Source organism: Alteromonas sp. HB246098, assembly GCF_054890645.1.
On record NZ_JBTZUG010000004.1, the window covers coordinates 144024 to 161143 of the forward strand.

16 protein-coding genes are annotated in these 17120 nt (G+C 45.0%); 10 read left to right on the plus strand and 6 right to left on the minus strand.

The window, feature by feature from the left end; genetic code table 11:
* Positions 1–147: 147 nt before the first annotated feature.
* Both ACYTPF_RS10585 and greB read right to left on the minus strand, forming a co-directional pair.
* Positions 148–2538, minus strand: a complete 2391-nt coding sequence (locus tag ACYTPF_RS10585; protein WP_461852185.1) for a Tex family protein — start codon at positions 2536–2538, stop codon at positions 148–150.
* 178 nt (positions 2539–2716) lie between these two features.
* Positions 2717–3202 carry a transcription elongation factor GreB gene (greB, locus tag ACYTPF_RS10590; RefSeq protein ID WP_179985025.1) on the minus strand — a complete coding sequence of 162 codons (486 nt, stop codon included), beginning with the start codon at positions 3200–3202 and terminating at the stop codon, positions 2717–2719.
* 174 nt (positions 3203–3376) lie between these two features.
* Here greB and ACYTPF_RS10595 point away from each other — a divergent pair, with 174 nt between their 5' ends.
* Complete coding sequence (locus tag ACYTPF_RS10595; protein ID WP_461852186.1) at positions 3377–3646, plus strand: hypothetical protein; 270 nt, start codon at positions 3377–3379, stop codon at positions 3644–3646.
* A gap of 264 nt (positions 3647–3910) precedes the next feature.
* Here ACYTPF_RS10595 and fkpA read toward each other — a convergent pair whose 3' ends face one another.
* Entirely contained in the window at positions 3911–4696 is a 786-nt protein-coding gene (gene fkpA, locus ACYTPF_RS10600) for an FKBP-type peptidyl-prolyl cis-trans isomerase (RefSeq protein WP_179985023.1), read from the minus strand.
* Between the two features lie 197 nt (positions 4697–4893).
* On the opposite strand from fkpA, the gene ACYTPF_RS10605 reads away from it, so the two are divergent.
* From ACYTPF_RS10605 to ACYTPF_RS10615, 3 genes are all read left to right on the plus strand, one after another.
* Positions 4894–5826 carry a WD40 repeat domain-containing protein gene (locus ACYTPF_RS10605; RefSeq protein WP_461852331.1) on the plus strand — a complete coding sequence of 311 codons (933 nt, stop codon included), beginning with the start codon at positions 4894–4896 and terminating at the stop codon, positions 5824–5826.
* A gap of 9 nt (positions 5827–5835) precedes the next feature.
* Positions 5836–6084: a SlyX family protein gene (locus tag ACYTPF_RS10610; protein WP_179985022.1), complete on the plus strand. Its 249-nt coding sequence runs from the start codon at positions 5836–5838 to the stop codon at positions 6082–6084.
* 249 nt (positions 6085–6333) lie between these two features.
* A complete protein-coding gene (locus tag ACYTPF_RS10615; RefSeq protein ID WP_012520154.1) occupies positions 6334–6492 on the plus strand; it encodes a hypothetical protein in 159 nt (52 codons plus the stop codon).
* A 111-nt stretch (positions 6493–6603) separates the two neighbouring features.
* On the opposite strand, the gene ACYTPF_RS10620 is transcribed toward ACYTPF_RS10615, so the two are convergent.
* Both ACYTPF_RS10620 and ACYTPF_RS10625 read right to left on the minus strand, forming a co-directional pair.
* A complete protein-coding gene (locus ACYTPF_RS10620; RefSeq protein WP_461852187.1) occupies positions 6604–7713 on the minus strand; it encodes a DUF748 domain-containing protein in 1110 nt (369 codons plus the stop codon).
* Positions 7714–7891: 178 nt separating this feature from the next.
* A complete protein-coding gene (locus ACYTPF_RS10625; RefSeq protein ID WP_461852188.1) occupies positions 7892–8098 on the minus strand; it encodes a YheV family putative zinc ribbon protein in 207 nt (68 codons plus the stop codon).
* 118 nt (positions 8099–8216) lie between these two features.
* Here ACYTPF_RS10625 and ACYTPF_RS10630 point away from each other — a divergent pair, with 118 nt between their 5' ends.
* The 4 genes from ACYTPF_RS10630 to ACYTPF_RS10645 all read left to right on the plus strand — a co-directional run bounded on the left by ACYTPF_RS10630 (position 8217) and on the right by ACYTPF_RS10645 (position 12029).
* Positions 8217–10190: an ATP-binding cassette domain-containing protein gene (locus tag ACYTPF_RS10630; RefSeq protein ID WP_461852189.1), complete on the plus strand. Its 1974-nt coding sequence runs from the start codon at positions 8217–8219 to the stop codon at positions 10188–10190.
* Positions 10177–10677: a TIGR02444 family protein gene (locus ACYTPF_RS10635; RefSeq protein ID WP_461852190.1), complete on the plus strand. Its 501-nt coding sequence runs from the start codon at positions 10177–10179 to the stop codon at positions 10675–10677. Before ACYTPF_RS10630 ends, ACYTPF_RS10635 begins: the two co-directional genes overlap by 14 nt.
* 20 nt (positions 10678–10697) lie before the next feature.
* Positions 10698–11732 carry a hydrolase gene (locus ACYTPF_RS10640; RefSeq protein WP_118491212.1) on the plus strand — a complete coding sequence of 345 codons (1035 nt, stop codon included), beginning with the start codon at positions 10698–10700 and terminating at the stop codon, positions 11730–11732.
* Positions 11733–11795: 63 nt separating this feature from the next.
* Complete coding sequence (locus ACYTPF_RS10645; protein ID WP_269917915.1) at positions 11796–12029, plus strand: YheU family protein; 234 nt, start codon at positions 11796–11798, stop codon at positions 12027–12029.
* A 92-nt stretch (positions 12030–12121) separates the two neighbouring features.
* Here the strand turns inward: ACYTPF_RS10645 and ACYTPF_RS10650 are convergent, their stop codons facing one another.
* Positions 12122–12676 carry an outer membrane beta-barrel protein gene (locus ACYTPF_RS10650; RefSeq protein ID WP_179985016.1) on the minus strand — a complete coding sequence of 185 codons (555 nt, stop codon included), beginning with the start codon at positions 12674–12676 and terminating at the stop codon, positions 12122–12124.
* An 813-nt stretch (positions 12677–13489) separates the two neighbouring features.
* On the opposite strand from ACYTPF_RS10650, the gene ACYTPF_RS10655 reads away from it, so the two are divergent.
* Both ACYTPF_RS10655 and mdoH read left to right on the plus strand, forming a co-directional pair.
* Positions 13490–15115 carry a glucan biosynthesis protein G gene (locus ACYTPF_RS10655; RefSeq protein WP_461852191.1) on the plus strand — a complete coding sequence of 542 codons (1626 nt, stop codon included), beginning with the start codon at positions 13490–13492 and terminating at the stop codon, positions 15113–15115.
* The gene (gene mdoH, locus ACYTPF_RS10660; RefSeq protein WP_461852192.1) at positions 15096–17096 is read left to right on the plus strand and encodes a glucans biosynthesis glucosyltransferase MdoH; all 2001 of its coding nucleotides are present in this window, start codon (positions 15096–15098) and stop codon (positions 17094–17096) included. Before ACYTPF_RS10655 ends, mdoH begins: the two co-directional genes overlap by 20 nt.
* Positions 17097–17120: the final 24 nt, after the last annotated feature.

The following is a 17120-nucleotide window of genomic DNA, read 5'->3' on the forward strand; positions in this document are numbered from 1 at the left end:
CGCAAATATTGTTGAGCGTTAATACTCTCCATTGCACCATAACTAATGTAGCAAAAGCGAAAGGATAAATGGAAGAGCAACAAAAAAAGGCCTGTCTTGCGACAAGCCCTTTATAAAACAAAATAAGCGATGATGAATGGCTAGGGTTTACTTTTTCGCCTTAGCAAACGCGTCAGCAAAGGCATTGCCCATGGCGCTGTTTTGAGGCTGGCTGTTGCGATTGCCGCCTCCCTTATTCGAGCGCGGATTTGCTTTACCGTTGGCACGTCCAGCCCCTTTGTTTTGATCTTTACCTGAGCCTTGGTTATTCGCACCTCTACCTGAAGAGCCCTTACTTGAAGAGCTATAGCCACCGGCATTATTACTTTGATTTGGTGTGTCGTCTAAGCGCATGGTAAAGGAAATACGCTTACGCGGTACGTCTACTTCCAGCACTTTTACTTTCACGATATCGCCGGCTTTAACTACCTCGCGAGGGTCTGAGATAAACTTGTTGGTCAATGCAGAGATATGTACCAGTCCATCTTGATGCACGCCCACATCAACAAATGCGCCAAAGTTAGCTACATTGCTCACTACGCCTTCTAAAATCATACCCGGTTTAAGGTCGTTAATAGTTTCAACGCCTTCTTTAAACGCCGCTGTTTTAAATTCAGGGCGAGGGTCACGACCTGGCTTGTCGAGCTCTTTAAGGATGTCTTTAACGGTAGGTAAGCCGAATGCATCGCTGGTAAAGGTATCTGGCGACAAGCTTTTAAGTAACTCGGTATTGCCGATAATGTCATTAACTGCAACCGCAGTGGTATCTACAATTTTATCGACTACCGGGTATGCTTCGGGGTGAACCGCAGAGGCATCAAGTGGGTTGGTGCCGTTTACAATACGCAAGAAACCCGCCGCTTGCTCAAAAGCTTTTGGTCCCAAACGCTCAACTTTTAACAGTGCTTTACGGTCTGGGAAAGCACCATTGGTGTCTCTAAAATTAACAATGTTATGCGCTAGAGTTTTATTTAAGCCTGATACATAGCTTAATAGCGCAGGCGATGCGGTGTTTAGGTCAACGCCAACGGCGTTCACACAGTCTTCAATAACACGGTCAAGGGATTTACCCAGCTGGCTTTGACTTACGTCGTGCTGGTATTGGCCTACACCAATGGCTTTAGGCTCAATTTTAACGAGTTCTGCGAGTGGGTCTTGCAGGCGGCGTGCGATAGACACGGCACCGCGAATTGAAACATCCAGTTCAGGCAGTTCCTTCGAGGCAAGCTCAGACGCTGAATATACAGAAGCGCCAGCTTCACTTACCATAATTTTCTGTGCTGTAAGTTCGCTATTGTTCTTAAGCATTTCTCCGACAAGTTTGTCGGTTTCACGAGAACCTGTACCGTTACCAATGCTGATTAAGTCTACTTTGTATTGTTTGCACAAGGTTGTTAGCGTGCGAATAGACTTATCCCACTGATTTTGCGGAGCGTGTGGGAATATGGTGTTGGTTGCTACCACCTTACCTGTACTGTCTACTACTGCTACCTTAACGCCGGTTCTTAAACCTGGATCTAGTCCCATAGTGGTTTTTGCACCTGCAGGTGCAGCCATCAACAGGTCGTTTAAGTTTTTAGCAAATACTTCAATGGCTTCTTCTTCAGCACGCTCTCGAAGGGCACTGAATAGCTCAGTTTCCATGTGTAAACCAATTTTGATTTTCCACGTCCACTGCACAACCTGAGCTAAGAAATCATCCGCGCCACGACCGCGGTGCATGATATCGTAGTGGCTTGCGATAATGTGTTCGCAATGAGATGGCCCCTTTTCTTCTGATTGTGGATCTGCATCTAGCTGAATATGAAGCATGCCTTCATTGCGACCTCGGAACATGGCCAATGCGCGATGCGAGGGTACCTTTTTGTATTTCTCGCTGTGTTCAAAATAGTCTTTATATTTGGCCGCTTCTTGTTCTTTACCTGGTACAACCGTACTTTTTACGTGAGCATTTTCAGTAAGGTAATGGCGCACTTTCGCTAGCAAAGCGGCATCTTCAGCAAACCTTTCCATAAGGATATAGCGAGCACCTTCTAGCGCGGCTTTAGTATCAGCAACGCAGTTGTCTGCATTTACAAACTCTTGCGCTTTGCTTTCAGCGTCTGTGTCAGGGTTGCTAAACAATGCATCGGCTAGCGGCGCTAAACCTGCTTCGATAGCAATTTGTCCTTTAGTGCGTCGACGAGGCTTATACGGTAAGTACAAGTCTTCAAGGGTTGTTTTGCTGTCAGCACCGGCAATGCTGCTTTTAAGTTCGTCAGTTAGTTTGCCCTGCTCTTCGATAGATTTAAGAATAACGTCGCGGCGTTCTTCTAGCTCACGTAAGTAGGTCAAGCGCTGCTCTAGATTACGCAGCTGCGTATCATCAAGGCCTTGGGTGACTTCTTTGCGGTATCGGGCAATGAAAGGAACGGTTGCCCCTTCATCGAGAAGTTTTACTGCGGCAGTTACTTGCGAGGGTTGAACGCTAAGCTCTTCTGCAATTTTATTGGTAATCATAAGTCGCTCTAAGATACTAAAAGTTCGCGTTAGGCAATGGCGAATAAACGGTGTGTGACAGGCTTACATACACAGCGTTAGTAGTGAAAATAAGAGCGGTGAGTATATCACCGCGGTGTAGGGAAAGTCGTCTGATCATTGTGTTACAACTGGGTAGTTAAGAAGACCATCTTTTTATTCAAAGTTTATCTGTTGCGTCGTACCAAATACGGTTTATCCACCACTCTTTAGTACCCGCCTCAGTTTTAACAATAAACTCATCGTCCTCTTCTTTGCCAAGTAGAGCACGGGCCATGGGTGAATCAATAGAGATATAGTCCTTACGGCCAAATATTTCATCATAGCCAACTAGGCGAAGCTCCATAACAGCGCCGGATTCGTTTTCAATTTCCACCCAAGCACCAAAGAACACTTTCCCTTCTTGCTGTGGATCGTAATCAACAACTTTTAGGTTCTCTAAGCATTTGCGTAAGTAACGAACTCGACGGTCAATTTCGCGAAGCTTCTTTTTGTTGTATTGGTAGTCAGCATTCTCACTCCTATCGCCCAGGCTGGCTGCCCAAGTTACCTTGCGAGTGATTTCTGGCCGTTCTTCACGCCACAAGAAATCCAGTTCTTGTTTAAGCTTTAAATAGCCTTTTCGAGTGATAAGCGGTGTTTTCACAATGTCCTATAAATAATCCAGCTAATTACCCCTACTTTATGTGGGTAATAAGGCAAAACGCAATCTTTCGATAAGGTAAAAAGTGACAAAATAGACAGATTGAATAATTATTGAACATAAACCTTTCTGTCAGTGTCGTAGTATCAATATCATACTAGCCATTAGGGGAAATGAATGCGTAACAGAATGCCTGTGTTGAACCGCCGACGGTCGGGGAGCGATCCGCTTCAAACCAGCGGCACTATCATAGGTTTTATGCTGTTTTTAAGCGGCGCGCTGTTATTGTTGTATGCCTTACTTGATATAGTTGTTCGCTTAAATAGTGTACGAACTGTGATATACCTTATCTTAGCGTGTGCCATGTATAAAGTAGGGCACTCATTGCTTAACCACTTTGCGACGTTCAGAGTCCATACGGAAAGACGACGCGCACCTAACCGTTAAAACCTTTAGTTTTAAGCCCTAGTTTTTAAGGTTTAATTGTTCCTAAAAAGCTTTGTTAGGGCCGTGAAATTTTGCAACTTTAAGCTATGCTTAAAAGTGTAATTCGAGGCACCAAGCATATTGAATAACCCACATTACTATTTGGGTACGCGCGTGGTGAAAATCCACTAGCTCGTAGGGAAAAGGTAAGCAAGGATCACGCTGACTCACTAAAACAAAAAAGCCGACGCTATGCGTCGGCTTTCTCTTTTCTGAAACTCTAGCTTATTCAGCTTGCGCTTCGGCTTCAGGTTTAACCACTTCTAGAAGCTCAACATCAAAAATTAGCGTTGAGTTAGGCGTGATCGCGCCTGTTGAGCGTGCGCCATAAGCAAGCTCTGATGGAATGTGGAAGCGGTATTTCGCGCCTTCTTTCATTAGCTGTACGCCTTCAGTCCAACCCGCGATTACGCGATTAAGTGGAAATTCAGCTGGCTCGCCACGCTTATAAGAAGAGTCGAACTCTGTACCATCAAGCAAGGTGCCACGGTAGTGAACTTTTACCATGTCTGTTGCTTCTGGGCTTGCGCCTTCGCCTTCTTCAAGTACTTCGTATTGAAGACCAGACTCTGTTGTCGTCACGCCTTCTTTCTTACCATTTTCTTCTAGGTAAGCAAGACCTGCTTCAATGTTTTTCTCAGCAGCTTGTTCAGCCATTTCTTGCTGTTTAGCACGCAATTCTTCTTCGCCCTGTTGAGCGATTTGCTGAATTTGCTCTGGCGTAAACTTAAGGGTGTCGTTCAGGCCGTCTTTAAAGCCTTGTTGTAGTGCATCTTGGTCTAGGGTTAAACCAAGCTGCTCTTGTTGTTCGGCACGGTTGCTAACGAACAGACCCATACTCGCGCCCATGGCGTAAGCTTGCTTTTGTGTATCTGTCATTTCTTCTGCTGCAACAGCAGTTGTTTTTGCACTATCAGCGCTTGTAGAAGCGGCCTCATCAGATGTGTTTGGCTGGCAAGCGAAAAGGCCTAGCGCAGCGATAGTAGATAAGGCAACGAGCGACTTCTGCATAAAAACGTCTCCATTAATTATTATCATCATGCGTCTATGTCTATACTGCTGCATCTAAGGCAGTTTGCACGATAGTTAAAGATGCGTGATCCATGCTATGTTAAACCTAGCGTTTACAAAGCGAAACCCATTTGATTATGTTTAGGCCTCAAATGTTCCATAGAATAGTGTTACTCACCTTACTTATTGGCAATTCCATGGGATGTTCTGTCCCTGATACTACGCCAATACAGCAGTGGCGTCATGTAGAAGAGGGCGCATACGCGGCAGATATATCCACCGACGGCACGTTAGCGGTGGTATCTGGCGTGAACAATGGGGTCAATGTATGGCGAATTGGGCAGAGCGAACCCCTCTATCATTGGAGTCATCAAGGGGAAGGCAACAACTTAGTGATGTCAGTGCACATTAGTGCAGACAAGCGCTATGTGGTAACTGCTGACCGTGAAGCGTTTGCTCTTTGGAGTTTAGAAACTGGCGAACCAGAAGGGTTTTGGCGAATAGATGAGTCCTCTATTCGCGACGTGGTAGTCACCAATAATGGTAATGGCATACTCGTCGCTCGCTCAAATGGCAAGGTGATGTATTTTGAGCCGCGCACCTCTCGTCGCATCGAATTTTTTGGACATCAGGAAAAAGTTAATTCCATTGATATCTCACCTAATGGCAAGTTTGCCCTTACTGGTGGCAATGACTATATTGCCTATTTGTGGAGTACAGACACTGGGCAGATTATCCACACCTTCACGCATCCAACCCGAGTGACCAAAGTTGCGTTGGATGATGAAGGCCGGTTTGCTTTTACTGCCGACAGTCAAAGTAAGTCGCAAGTGTGGAATGTACAAACCGGGCAGCCCGTGACTTCACTTAAGTTTGCTTCACGACAAAAAATCTTCACCGACGTCGAGTTTTCAAAAGATGGCCAGTATTTACTAACAGGCTCGCCAGCCAGGAAGGTTTATCTTTGGAATTTGAAAAACGGCGAGCAAGTTCAGTCAATTCAAGTGGCATCGAGAGAGTCTATTTCACCGCCAACCGCAGTTGTTTATGGCGTCGGCTTCCTTCCCAATGATAATATACTGTCTATAAGTAGCAGTGGCCTTGCCGAAGAATGGCAACGAGAGAGATAGAGAATTTACATGACAGACAAAAGCGCTGAGCAGTTAGAGCAGCAAATAAATAGCGCCAATAGCTATATTGAAGAGTTACAGATGAAAGTAGCCTTTCAAGAACACACTATCGAGGCACTAAACGAAGCGCTGGCTTCACAGCAAAAGCAACTTGATGATTTGGCGTTTAAAGTAAGTCACGTAATAGACCGTGTTAAAAGCATAGAACCGTCTAATATTGCTAAGCAATCAGAAGAAACCCCGCCCCCGCACTATTAATAATAGCCATCTTTAAATGGCATAGGCGCCACTTTGGTTTGAATGTGGTTTTTCATAGGCAGTCGACAAATTAGTAAAATCAAAGGTTCATAAAACCAAGCTGCATAAGCTACGGGTTAAACACTAGTTTATCTTGTTATGAGTTAGGTTAAGACTGCATTTATCCTGACAGTCTAATTGATTTACACTTGCGCCCCGATACAAAGGCTTCAGTTAAAGAAGCCTTTTTACTATTTAAAAGAGAAAATTATGAGTGATTTTGATATGGATGCGTTTGACAGCATCGATTTTGACTCAGTAGAGCAATCAGTAGCCGAAAAGCAGGCTGAAAAAGACAAGCAAGAAAGCCAAGAAATTGAAGGCATGCGCGACGGTGCCAACGATTGTGGTGATAGCTGTACCATATAAGTACCTTATAACAGCAGCTATGACGGCGAGGGCTCATGCAGAGCCCTCAGCGGTTAAGTAAGCCCTTAGCGGTTAAAGCCCTGAGCAGAGGGAGAAAAAACCTCTGCGACTTTAATTAGACTTTTCAGGGTTTTCCAGTCTGTCTAACTCTAATCGGTCAAGCTCTACACTTTCCTCTACATCGCCCTGAAACGCTTTAATAAATGCGTTTTTTAATATCGCCGTAAATGCCTCCCAAGTCTGTGTATCTGGGCTAGATAAATCGCCCTCAATAGGAATACGTGTGGCAATTTGGTCTTGGCTCTGGTTTTCAAACAGTTCAGTGACAAACGCGGAAATCGCTTCAATACTGCCTTCAATAAAACCGTCTCCGTCACGTTCAATGTCGCCTTTCCAAGAAAATACCTCAACGTTATGCAAAATAGGTTTTATATAGCCTTTTACCTGCCCTTCGTTAGACGCGACCTCGGCAGCAAGCGTAAGCGTTCCGGCTTCTAAGTCAAAAGGTGCATAGGTATCAAGCAGGTTTTTAAAATTCACCAGACCAACGTTGTCAGCTTGAATGTCTAAATCAAAGGTAGGAGCTTTGGTTGCTGGATTAAGCTTGGCGTTTAATGAAATAGTACCTTGCTCTGCCGTCTGGCCCTTCGCTGTAGCTGTGGCCACGCGGGTGTCCGATAAATCGTCGCTGTTTACCAAATTATTCACTTCAAGATGAATGTCGTGCAGCGCAATATCGATAGCCGGAGAGGTATCAGGGTTGTGAAAGGCAATTTTCCCTTTGTTAATGGTGAGTTTATCTATGCGCAGAGGAAACAATTGGTCGGCAATAGACAGCCAATTTTCGTTCTTACCCGACTGACTCTTTTCTTCCGTGTTTCCGTCTACAAAGTTAATTTCGGGAGAATTTACCACCACCCTGCCAACGGCCGCACCTTTAAAAAGCTGTGACCACGATAGTGTAAACTCCACATAGTCAGCCTTAAACAACGGCTTATCTATTTGTCCGTTCGCTTTATACAGCAACACATATTCTAAGCTGTAGGCACCTCGCCACAGCATTAAATCAACATCGCCCACACGACCATTGTATTGGTCCGATTGGCTTAGTGTGTTGTTGATGTATGTGGCTGCGGCATAAGGAAGGTACAACCTAAACGCGATGAGCATGAGCAATAGCCCTGCTACTACATAGCAAAATCGTTTTTTAGCGTGTTTCATATTTCACTCCTTAGAGAAATAAATACAAAAAACATGCCTTGGAGAGCGTTTTTCCTCGGTAAGGGCGTTAGTCGCTACTGGCGCGGTATCCAGAGAAGGTTTTAAAAAGCCTGAGTACAGTATGATAAGGTGTTACACAGGCCTGATGGTAAGATTTTCTTAACAGTGAGTAGGAATGCTAGTGAGGTTTGAAAATACCAATCACGTTTTCGTTGGAGCGAGTAGCGGCACTGACCTTTTCGTCAGTTTGCGCTTCGTTGTACCCACATGCGACGCATTCCAGCTTTTCCACGTTATTTTCAAAATATAACGAAATAGTATCTAGCTCTCGGCATTTTGGGCACGTAGCCCCTGCTACAAAGCGACGTTTTACACGTTTTGACATACATACACCTTTGGGGAATTTCGCCAGTATTATACCTTGAAATGGCATGTGTTGATCAGCTTTTACCTTAAGTTTTTGATACTATACGCGCCCTAGATTGTTCTATCACAGGTTAGTCATGATTAAGCTTTCAAATGTATCGCTACTTCGCGGCCGCAAAATGCTGTTGGAAGAAGCGTCGGCACAGGTTTTTCCAGGCCACAAAGTGGCGCTTATAGGCAGCAATGGCTGCGGAAAGTCCACGCTGTTTGCACTGTTGCGCAGTGAACTAAGCGTCGATGCCGGAGATTGCAGCGTTCCAAGTGATTGGCGAATTGTAAGCGTAGCTCAGGAAACGCCAGCAACTGATCGAACTGCGATAGATTACGTGATAGACGGCGACAAACATTTACGTGATTTACAGGTTAAGCTAGATGCCGCTGAAAAAAGCGGAGACGGCGTGAAAATTGGCCAAATTCATGGGCAACTAGAGCAGGCTGGGGCCTACGATGTAGAATCACGCGCAGCGACTATACTTTCCGGCCTTGGATTTACTAATGTGCAGTTAAGCGCACCAGTGAGTGACTTTTCCGGTGGTTGGCGCATGCGCTTAAACCTTGCACAAGCACTTCTTTGCCCTTCAGACCTATTGCTGCTTGATGAGCCCACTAACCACTTAGATTTAGACGCCGTGATTTGGTTAGAGAAATGGCTTCAACGCTATACAGGTACCTTGTTACTTATTTCTCACGATAAAGCATTTATCGATAATACGGTGGCGCAAATTATCAGTGTTGAGCAACAGAAGCTTGTTACTTACACAGGTAATTATTCATCTTACGAAACTCAGCGTGCTGAGCGTATACGCTTACAAAACATTGAGTATGAAAAGCAGCAGCAAAAGGTAGCCCATCTAAACTCGTTTATTACGCGGTTTAAAGCCAAGGCTAGTAAAGCAAAGCAAGCGCAAAGCCGTATTAAGCAGCTAGAGAAAATGGAAACGTTAATGCCAGCCCATATGGCTAGCCCGTTTAGCTTTTCCTTCGCGCCGCCAACAGCGCTTCCTAACCCGCTGGTTCAAATGGAAAGAATACAGCTGGGGTACGATGACCATATAGTTCTCCAACAGGTAAAACTGAATTTAGTACCCGGTAGCCGAATAGGTCTTTTAGGCAGAAATGGCCAAGGTAAGTCAACGTTAATTAAGCTATTAGCGGGCGTTCATGCGCCCAAGCAGGGCATTTTTAATACCGCTAAAGGTCTTAAAATTGGCTATTTTGCGCAGCACCAGTTAGAAACACTAGACGCTAACGCCACTCCCCTTTTACATTTGCAACGCATTGATGAAAAAGCGACTGAACAGCAGCTTCGCGACTATCTGGGCGGTTTTGGTTTTAACGGCGATGAAGCATTGGCGCCCGTGGCACCTATGTCAGGTGGTGAAAAGGCGCGTTTGGTGTTGGCGTTAATTGTTTACCAAAAACCTAACTTATTGCTGCTCGATGAGCCTACCAACCATCTAGATTTAGAAATGCGCCACGCGCTTAATATTGCTCTTCAAGGTTTTGAAGGCGCTATGGTGCTGGTATCGCATGACCGCTTCTTACTTTCCTCGGTTTGTGAAGATTTCTATTTGGTAGACAGCGGTGAAGTTGAGCCATTTAAAGGCGATTTGGATGACTATCGCGACTGGATTCTAAAACAGCAGGCGGCAGAAAAAGCCAAGGCCAACAGCGAGGCTAAAAGTGCCAACAGCGACGCTAAAAACGGCGCGCACCACGAGGCCGGAGCGCACAGTAAGCCGGAACGCAAGTTAGATCGTAAAGAAGAAAAGCGCCGCGAAGCCGAGTTCAGACAAAGCGTAGCGCCACTTAAAAAAGCCATCGAAAAACACGAAAAAGCCATGGAGAAATGCAGTACCGCATTAGCAGAGGTAGAAGCATCACTCGCCGATACCTCGCTTTACAGCGACGACAAAAAAGCAGAACTCATGGGCTTACTCGACAAGCAAACTCAGCTTAAGCAACAGCTTGAAGAGGAAGAGATGGCATGGCTAGATGCCCAAGAGCAGATAGAGCAAAAACGAGAAGAGTATGACAATGTCAGCGCCTAATATAAAAAGCAGTGTGTTTTGGGAGTACAGTGTATCTCGCTATACGAAAGGCGATATGGCACCGCTCGCGCTTTTACTTCAGGACAACCACAAGGTGAATGTAAACGTTCTCTTGCTGATTTGCTGGTGTTTAGAGAATAATGTCATTATAAATTTGCCTCAGCTTAAGTCGGTTATAGCGGCATCAGCGAGCACTGACGAAAAGTTAAAGCAGCATCGCGAGAAGCGCAAAGCAGCAAGCCCAGAGAAAGGTGGTGAGCAAACAACCTACGATGCACTTAAAGCGCAAGAATTAGAACTTGAAAGGCAACAGCAGCAAGACATCGTTGCGTCTTTTAATGAGCAGGCGGTTACGAACTTGGGTCAGCAGGCCTCGCCAGCGAATATATTTAACGCGTCTATCGCTGCGTTCATTAATGCATACGAGTTACGCGACAACAAAGAGGCGCGCCAGTTAGTGAGCCTTGTAGTTAATCAATTATCGTAAAAACACAATAAGAAAATACAATGAGCAAATCAGCGCTATCGCATGGAAAGATAATAAAAAGTAGCTTTAAAGTGCCGGGATGGGCAAAGAACCGACATGTGCAAACCATATGGCCGCGTTTTATTCAAAAGCGCTTGCCCCTTTCTTATAACATGGAGCGTTTAACCTTACCGGATGACGACTTTGTTGACGTAGCATGGGGCCCCAAACCACAAGAAACATCAGGGATAGTGGTGATGTTTCACGGATTGGAAGGCAGCATCAAGTCGCATTATGCGAACGATATGATGGCCCAACTGTCTGTGAATGGTTGGCAGGTGGTAATGATGCATTATCGCGGCTGTAGCGGTGTGCCAAATTTAAAAGCGCGCGCTTATCACAGTGGCGAAACAGAAGACCCTAGTTTTTTCTTAGAGTGGCTGCACGATAAATTTCCTCGTATTCCCAAAGTCGCTATTGGCTTTTCGCTTGGCGGTAATATGCTGTTGAAACTGTTGGGTGAAAACCCGGCACAAAAGTGGCTGAAGGCGGCTGTTGCCATCTCTTCTCCACTTAAACTATCTGAGTGCGCAAAGTCAATTAATCAGGGGTTTTCGCGGGTATACCAAAAGTATTTACTTACTAGCATGAAAGATACTTTGCGTAAGAAGATGGAATACATTGATTATCGTAAGCTTATTCAGCTTACAAAAAGTGATGTAGAAGGCATTACTAGCTTTACTCAATTTGACGAAAAGATCACGGCTCCCCTGCACGGTTTTGCAGATGCGCAAGACTATTATGAAAAGTGTAGCGCGTATCACTTTTTAAGCGCCATCCACTGCCCAACGTTAGTATTGCATAGCATTGATGACCCCTTTATGAACCACTTAATTGTGCCGAAAGAAGAAGAGCTTGCGCGTAATGTCACCGTAGAGTTGAGTGAACGCGGCGGTCATGTTGGCTTCATGCAAGGCTCTGTATTAAATCCGAAGGTTTGGCTGCACGAGCGCGTAAAACGCTTTGTTAGCGAAGCCTTACCGGTAAACTCAACCTGTGGTTATGTTAGCCGCTAATACCGCAGTGATATTATATTGGTGTGGTTTGAGTTTTATAAAACGTTTTTCCCAGGAGAGTGAATGATAATTCCCATCGACGCGTTAGAAGGCGATACGCTTTATAGCTTGGCTGAAGCTTTTGTATTACGCGAAGGCACCGACTATGGCGCTGAGGAAGTTGAGCTAGAAGTAAAAGTTCAGCAGGTGCTAGACAGGTTAAAGTCGGGCGAGGCAGTACTAGTATACTCAGAGCTTCACGAAAGTGTGGATATAAAAAGAAAAGAAGATATTGAGCCCAGCGACACAGCTGAATAGAAAACGAAGCGAAAAAATAGACGTCTTCTTGAAATGCAGACACAAAAAAGCCGGGTCGAGCAACCCGGCTACCTACCTGAGGAGAGGAAGGCTTAAAAAGCGTAGCGTGCAGTTACCTGCATAATGTCTAAATCATCAATGATTTTGTAGTTTGCACCAACTGCCCACTGTGGCGTGATGTAGTAGTTAGCGCCTACTTTGAATGTCGCTTCTCCATCGTCTACATCGTAATAGCCCACTTCACCAGCAAGCTCTACCTGCTCTGTAATCATTGAGCGAAGACCTGCATTAATGCTGTAACCAGTCTCGTCGTCTACGTCGCCGTCAATACGCTCTAGATTCGCACCGAAGTAGGCATCTGTCGTGGCGTTTACAGGTAAGCGGTAACCTGCACCCAGTGTAAGCATATCAAAATCGAAGTTACCTTCTTCAAAGAAGCTGTACTCGCCGTTTAGGTACCAGTTGCTGTTTAAAAGGTATTTACCATTAACGGTCAGGCCGTCTGGCTCGAAAGACTCGTTGTCGTCAAAGTCCATTTTGGTGTAACCACCTTCTACGTAACGCCAGTCTGGCTTGTCGGCCATTGCTGTAAGAGGAATTGTTGCCGCAGTAAGTGCCGCTGCAATAAGTGTGATTGATTTACGCATGTGATAACTCCTTAGTATTTTCAGTAGCCCACCGTCTGCAGCGCAAACGTTCAATAAGTTTGCAAGGCGTGTCGGGAGTCAGCGCTTTTGCGATGCGCCGCTCTTCTACATCGCGCTGCCCTTATACGTCGCTCTGCAGTGGGTTACTTTGTTGATGAACACAAAGCTAAAAACGTCTTTATGTCATCTCAATTATTTCTTTTCAGAAATCGTGTCCGATGTATTTATCAAAATAATGAAGTGCAAAGCGTCTGCCAACTTCGAAAAAATCTCAGCTGAAAATCAAACAAGAAGTTGCTATCTATCTAATAAGTATGGAGAAATTAAAAGTAAGAAGAGGCGCTATGCAAATGTTAAAGCAGTTAAAGGCCGTGTGGAGTTTAAAAAGTGAACACATTGGCATGGGAAACTGTCTCTAAAAAACAACAGTTAACCTTTTGGCTAACTCATCGGACAAATTTACAACAACGAAATTGCCCACTACCTTCGAAGTGGGTGTTTTTAAGTTGTTGTAAATTAATGTAAATATAATAAATAAGCCCGCTTTTTTAGTGTTGGAACAGCTTTTGCTGAAGTACTTGTGTGTTATCCAGCATTCACTTTTGCCAACGGGCACGGATTTCGGTTTTTTTGCGATACCAGTGAATAAGGAAAGGAATAGAGCGCCTTTCTTGAATGGTTTCAATGAATACTTTTTCTCATCATCGCTTTTAGAGCAGCAGATACTCTGTTGCTAGCTATACATAGCTAAGCGATAAAGTTAAGAGATTGACGACCATCTGGATAACCATTGTTTTCATAAGGAGAGGACAAATGGCTAAGCCAGTTTCAATTTTCGGAAAAGATTTACAAACTAATGCGTTTCAGCACCGAAAGCTGTCGCGCATTCTTTTAGCGATGACCAGCGTTATTGCCCTATTTGCATTTCACCAAGCTGGCGCTGTCGAGGTTAATGACAACAATCAGCCTCAAAAAGCATCACCCGTTCTTCAATCTATTATTGATGCTGCTCGCAAATCAGCAACAGAAAGCTATGAACAAGACGACCACGGATTAAACAGCAAGTTAAAAAAAATTGATTATACCACCTATCGTTCTATTCGCTTTAAGCCTGAGCAAAGTCTTTGGCACGGTGAGAATGACTACGAACTTCAGTTTTTTCATCCGGGGTTTCTATACGAATACCCTGTCACTATTCACACTATCGGTGAAAACAATAAACCTAAGCGCTTAGCATTTAATAGTGACATGTTTAACTACGATGGTTCTGCTGCAGGTTTGGCAGGCATGACAGATGAAAAGTCGGGGTTTGCAGGCTTTCGTGTTCACTACCCTATAAAAAACGACGAGTACAAAGATGAATTTGCCGTTTTCCTTGGCGCTTCATATTTTCGTTTGGTAGGTAAAAATCAAGTTTATGGTATTTCAGCGCGCGGCCTCGCAATTGATACTGCTTTGGCGAAAGGCGAGGAGTTCCCTCACTTCACAGAGTTCTGGGTTATCGAGCCGGGTGAAGGCAAGCCAATTACTATTTATGCTCGTCTTGAAAGTCCTTCGGTAGCTGGCGCTTATAAGTTTGTTATCCAGCCTGATATTGATACCAGCGTAAAAGTGGAAAGCTGGTTATTTGCGCGAGACGACGTTAGTAAACTAGGCATTGCGCCGTTTACCAGTATGTTTTTGTATGGCGAGAATACAGAAAAGCGTCATGACGATTATCGCCCAGAAGTGCACGACAGTGACGGTGTGTTAATGGTAACTCATGCAGGTGAAGAAATTTGGCGTCCACTGACTAACCCAGCACGCCTTCAGGTAACGTCACTTAGCGATACCAACCCTAAAGGGTTTGGCATGCTTCAGCGCGACGGTGAATGGGATAATTACCTTGATGCAGAGGCCAACTATCATATACGTCCAGGGCTATGGGTTACCCCGGAAGCAGGCTTTGAGAAAGGCCGTTTAGAAGTAGTAGAAATTCCAACAAAGTCTGAGATTCATGACAACATCGTGGCTTTCTGGACACCTGCAAAGCCATTCAAATCGGGTGAGTCCCTATATTTCTCTTACGACCTTAAAACGGTAGAGCAAAACCCCTTTGTTAGCGAGTTTGCTTCTGTAGTGCGTACTCGTCAGGGAAAAGCTGTGTTACCCGGCGATGAATTTAAAGATGATAGCTTGAATACTACCCGCCAGTTTAATGTGGACTTCAGTGCTCCTTCTGATATTTCTTTTGATAACGAGACTATGAAGCTGGTGGTACAGGGTACTAACGGCACGATTTCACAACAGCGCCTTTATCCGGTAGCCGACGGCCAAGAGTGGCGTGCCTCTTTCTTTGTAAAGCCGAATGAAAGGCAAACGGTAGACATGCGCGCTTACATTGAAAAAGACGGCGAGCGCGTTAGCGAGGTTTGGAATTATGTCTACCAGCCAAAATAGTCGCACTCATACATCAGTATCGAACGAGGCTAAAGCCGTGCCTCAGGTTAAACGTGACAGCACTGTGCGTGCTTCACACTTCATCTTAAAAGGAGAGCATATGCGTTTGTTTATCATGGCAATGCTAGTAATTCCAAGCACGGCATTGGCCGGTTGGAGCTTATACGAGATATTTTTACCGAACGGCCTTACGAACTTAGAAATTGCACAGTTAGGTTTAGGATTAACCCTATTCGCTTGGCTGTGCATGGCGTTTTGGACAGGTATCATTGGATTCTTTTTACAGCTTTTCAATATAGATCCACTGAGTTTAAGAAAAAACCAAGTTAAGCCTGATGCTGCGTCGCCGTTGAAGCAAAAACACGCGGTAGTAATGCCCGTTTATAACGAAGATACCCGCCGCATCATGGTGGGCTTCGAAGCCTGTATTCGCGAGCTGATGGAAAGCGAGAACAGCTCGAATTTTGATTTTTTCATGCTCAGCGATACCAGAGATATGGAAAAAGCTGAAGCAGAGCTGCGTGCTTTTACGCGGTTAAAGAAGCGTTTAGGCGCTTTTTCAAACCAAGTGTTTTATCGCCGTCGCGAACAAAACCTGCATAGAAAAGTGGGTAACCTTAAAGAGTTTTGCGAACGCTGGGGCGCAAATTACGAGTCGATGATTGTGTTAGATGCCGACAGCGTAATGACCGGAGAGCGTATGCAGGACCTGGCTCGTCGTATTGAGCAAAACCCTGACACGGCCTTAGTACAGACTATTCCTATGCCAGTACGACAAAACACCTTCTTTGGTCGTTTCGTACAGTTTGCTGCACATCTGTATAGCCCAATGTTGGCAACAGGCTTATCGTTTTGGCAAACGGACAGTGCAAACTACTGGGGGCATAACGCTATTATTCGTATAGCGCCTTTCATGCAGCATTGCGGTCTACCTACCCTTGAAGGTCGTGCGCCTTTTGGTGGCGAAATACTAAGTCACGACTTCGTTGAAGCTGCGCTGCTGCGCCGAGCAGGTTGGCAGGCTTACTTACTTACCGACACAACAGGTAGTTATGAAGAAGTGCCTAGCAACATTGTTGACTACGCCATTCGCGACCGCCGCTGGGTACAGGGCAACATACAGCATTTAGGGCTTTTAAAGGTGAAAGGTCTTAAAATGGCGAACCGCCTGCACTTTTTATTTGGCGCGTTTGCGTACATTTCTTCATTAATACTATTTTGTATGTTGGCGCTAGGGACTGCAGATGCATTAATTCGCGCTACGTCAGTGCCAGAGTTCTTCGTATCTGAGTATCAGCTTTTTCCTAGTTGGCAGGTAGCCCGTCAAGACATGATGATGGTAACCATGTGGGGCACTGCAGCCTTGTTATTTTTGCCTAAGCTTTTGGGTATTGCCTTAGCCTTAATCAAACGTCGCGAAGAGTTTGGCGGGGCGTGGTCTTTACTTAAGGGGTCTGCAATTGAATTAGCCATGGCTGTACTTATTGCGCCGCTGATGATGTTCTACCACAGCTATTTTGTGATCAGTGTTTTTATAGGCCACTCAGTAAAATGGGAAGCGCAAGAGCGTGAAGGTCGCAAAGTACCTTGGACTGTCGCAATCAAACACACGCAAATTATGAGTTGTTTAGCCGTAGCGTGGGGCGTAACTACCTTTTACTTCACACCATCTCTATTTATGTGGCTGCTACCTGTATTGGTTGGCATGGTGTTGGCGGCGCCGGTTATTCGCCTTACAAGCAGTGACAAGTTCGGCTTGGCGATGCGCAAGTTTGGAGTGTTTGTTATCGACCAGGAAGTGAATGAGTGTAAAGCGCTTAAGCGCTTACGTGTTGCGATGGGGTATTTCACTCTTTCTCAACATAAAGCGGAAGTACCTGCACTACCTGATAATGCGTGGCAAAGCATGCCAGAGCAAGCGTTAAGTCAAAAGCCATTGCCTATGCGTTACAGACTTCCTAAAAGACTACATCAGTCTTAGAGAGAAGCCCTTTAAACCAAAAAA